The sequence below is a fragment of the Clostridium sp. E02 genome (genome assembly GCF_003833015.1).
In the GTDB taxonomy this organism is placed as follows: domain Bacteria; phylum Bacillota; class Clostridia; order Lachnospirales; family Lachnospiraceae; genus Lacrimispora.
In genome coordinates, this window is sequence record NZ_RJLQ01000046.1 from 1 (window position 1) to 2483 (window position 2483).

The 2483-nt window shown below is 27.2% G+C and carries 4 protein-coding genes; all 4 read right to left on the reverse strand.

Annotated elements, in window-relative coordinates:
- Positions 1 to 450, reverse strand: a 450-nt coding sequence (locus EFT72_RS19530) for a hypothetical protein (RefSeq protein ID WP_206426689.1), incomplete at its 3' end; no start/stop codon positions are given.
- On the reverse strand, positions 447 to 1160 hold the full coding sequence (locus EFT72_RS18805; protein WP_124068451.1) for a LytTR family DNA-binding domain-containing protein: 714 nt from the start codon (positions 1158 to 1160) through the stop codon (positions 447 to 449). The genes EFT72_RS18805 and EFT72_RS19530, both read right to left, overlap by 4 nt.
- Before the next feature lie 302 nt (positions 1161 to 1462).
- Positions 1463 to 1798, reverse strand: coding sequence for a helix-turn-helix transcriptional regulator (locus EFT72_RS18810; RefSeq protein WP_124068452.1), 336 nt, complete (start codon positions 1796 to 1798; stop codon positions 1463 to 1465).
- A gap of 499 nt (positions 1799 to 2297) precedes the next feature.
- Positions 2298 to 2483: hypothetical protein (locus EFT72_RS19535; RefSeq protein ID WP_206426690.1), on the reverse strand; the 186-nt coding region annotated here is incomplete at its 5' end.

Below are 2483 nucleotides of genomic sequence, written 5' to 3' on the forward strand. Positions count from 1 at the left end.
TTGAACTATTTTTAATTTATTTGAAACAAAAATTAAATTAACAAAAAATAATAATTCTACAATTAATATTATTATAATTCTCATATTACTATTATTCATAGCTGTATTATATGTTACAAAACCAACTAAACTAAATGTTATTGTTACTATATCCTCTATTAGTAAATGTGTAAAGAAAAAGTAAAACCCAATAAATATTGATTGAAATTTAGGTTTAAACAATGATGATAAAAAAACAATCACTATAAACGAAAATAATATATTTTCTATAACTGATTGTGAAAGCAAATTAATAATTGTTACTACAAATGTAACAACAATTATAATAATATAAGGAGTAATTTTACATGTACTCTTTAATCTTAAGTGTCTTTTCAAAAGGCAAATCAGTAATATATGTGTCCATAAATTAGATATGCCATATGTCAGAATTTTGTTTGTGTAATTCACTGATTTCTCCATCCCAAATATCTTTTTACACTTCTTTTAACAGCTAAGCGATATGTTTTACTAATGCAAATTATATCTGAATTTCGCATAGTTAACGAATCTGGCAAAAACAATTTTACATTATCTAAATTTACTATATAAGATTCATGTACTTTTATAAAGTTTTCGTCGTCCAACTTTTCTAAAGTCTCTGCTACTCTTCCGTAGAATTCAAAATCTTCACTAGCACTAACTATTCGCATCTTTCGCTTTTTACTTTCAAAATAAAAAATATCTTTTTGCATTATTCTGTTTATTGAATTTTTGATCTTATATTCAAATATCAAACAATTATTTTTTTCAAAAATAAATTGTTTAATACATTTATTAATAGCACTTTCTAATTCTTCAATCATTATAGGTTTACTAATAAATGCTATTGGCTTTACTTCATATAATTGCTTATAATATGTTTCATAACCTGATACAAATATTATTTTTGTAGTACTATCTGTATGCTTATCTCTTATTTTTTTTGCTGTTTTTATTCCATCATATTCCATCTCAATGTCGAGAAACACTATATCATAGGATTCTTCTAAAGAGCTTAGAAAAGATTTTCCAGTCGTATAAGTATCAATTAATAATTTATTGAATAACTTTGCATTATGTAAAAACTCACAAATTTCATTTATACATTTGATATCATCGTCAACAACAGCAATATTCATCTATGTCTACTCACAATCTATATTTTCTGCTGAATTGAAAAGTTAAAATCCAGTTCATTCAGCTGAAAACTGGAACTTAATATTGCAAAGTTACCACCAGAAGTTACTATTGCAAACATTCTGGTCTGTTATACTATTGACTTAGCAACAGAGTCTGGATGGCATAAATCCAACGAGATAATACTTTATTTCCAGAATTTTAAGAATAACTTAGTTTTAGGAATTTAGTCTTGCAAGGAATATGTGAAATGGAAGTAACTTTTGCAAACTGGACTTTCGGATTCCAATTCAGCATCTATATTTCATCTAGCAAAAAGCAATATTAATCTAATAATTTTTATAAGAATTCCCTTTTTTCTTTCCTCCAACTGATTTATATCTCTAATTAATGCATTTAACTTAATATCCTCAACCGGATCAGATGTTTGACCTTTTTTGAGTAAATATGTAAGTGGTACAGCAAGCGTATCACTTATTTTTTTTAATGTATCTAAAGTCGGATTACCTCTTTCATTTTCATAGCTGCTCCATACTGTAGTAGAAATACCACTTATATCAGATACTTCCTCCAAAGTATAGTCAGATGCTACTCGATAAAAACGAAGATTATAAGCAAATATTTTTTTATAGTTATTCATATACGCATCCTATTCATAATAATAATTACACTATCATTATAGAATGTACAACAAAAAAACGCAAAACTATATATATACAAATAAATATATATATTTATTTGTATATAAAAAATATCACATTAACTAACAATATATTTATTTTGCCTTTTTACAAGTATAACAAATATAGTATTAATATGATAGTAATTGTAACATTACGTCTCTTCTCTTGTCACAACTCGCTATTAATATAGCTATATACTATAATTTGTTGTATATAAAACGTAAACGTTCCATAGTGAATGTGTAGATTTTTATATATATATCTGAGATAATAGGCTCATTAAATCAAAAAAGTTAAGCCTCAACTTTTTGACATCTATAGGAGGACTGTCTATGAACTCAACAACGTCATTAGCGGCCAGGCAATATCGACTTAAGCAATGGGCTAATCAAATCTAAGAATGTCAAAGCAGGCCTGCTGGAATCTCCGTCAAAGAATGGTGCAACCAGCATGAAATCACCTCAGCGAATTATTATTATAGTTTAAGGGAAGTGCGCAAGGCCTGTCTGGATCATAGTAAACGCTCCATAGTGAATGCGTAGATTTCTTTCTATGTATCTGAGATAATAGGCTCATTAAATCAAAAAAGTTAACCTCAACTTTTTTGACATCTATAGGAGGACTGTCTATGAACTCAACAAC